This window comes from Thiocystis violacea (genome assembly GCF_016583575.1).
GTDB classification, from domain to species: domain Bacteria; phylum Pseudomonadota; class Gammaproteobacteria; order Chromatiales; family Chromatiaceae; genus Thiocystis; species Thiocystis violacea.
In genome coordinates, this window is the sequence record NZ_NRRG01000185.1 from 1 (window position 1) to 514 (window position 514).

Sequence of the window (514 nt, forward strand, 5' to 3'; positions counted from 1 at the left end):
TCCAATAAGACCCCTTGCGCATCAAGATGGCCCTCAAGGGCTTCCGCGCTCATCGGTCTCGCATAGAGGTAACCTTGAACCTGATCGCAGCCGTGTTGGCGCAGGAACTCAGCCTGCTCCTCTGCCTCGACCCCTTCAGCAACCGTGGTCAGACCAAGCGCCGACCCCAGGGCGATCGTGGCCTTGACGATCTCGGCGTCTCCTGGGTCGGTGAGCAGATCGCGCACAAATTCACGATCGATCTTAAGCTTGTCGGTGTGGAATAGCTTGAGGTACATCAACGACGAGAAGCCAGTGCCGAAGTCATCGATGGCGAAGCTGATCCCGATGTCCGAAAATTCGTGCAAGGCGGCGCGACTGGAGTCGCTCGCCTTCATCAGCATCGTTTCTGTGTATTCAAGCTCCAGCAATCCTGGGTCGACACCCGTGTCGTTCAAGATACCGCGGACGACTTCGGCAAAGGCCTCATCATTGACTTGAGCAGCACAAAGGTTGATCGCAAGCCGTCCAAACA

1 protein-coding gene is annotated in these 514 nt (G+C 56.8%); it reads right to left on the minus strand.

Annotated features, from left to right (window positions below):
* The coding region (locus CKO27_RS24105) for an EAL domain-containing protein (protein ID WP_200377429.1) at nucleotides 1-514 on the minus strand (514 nt) is incomplete at both ends.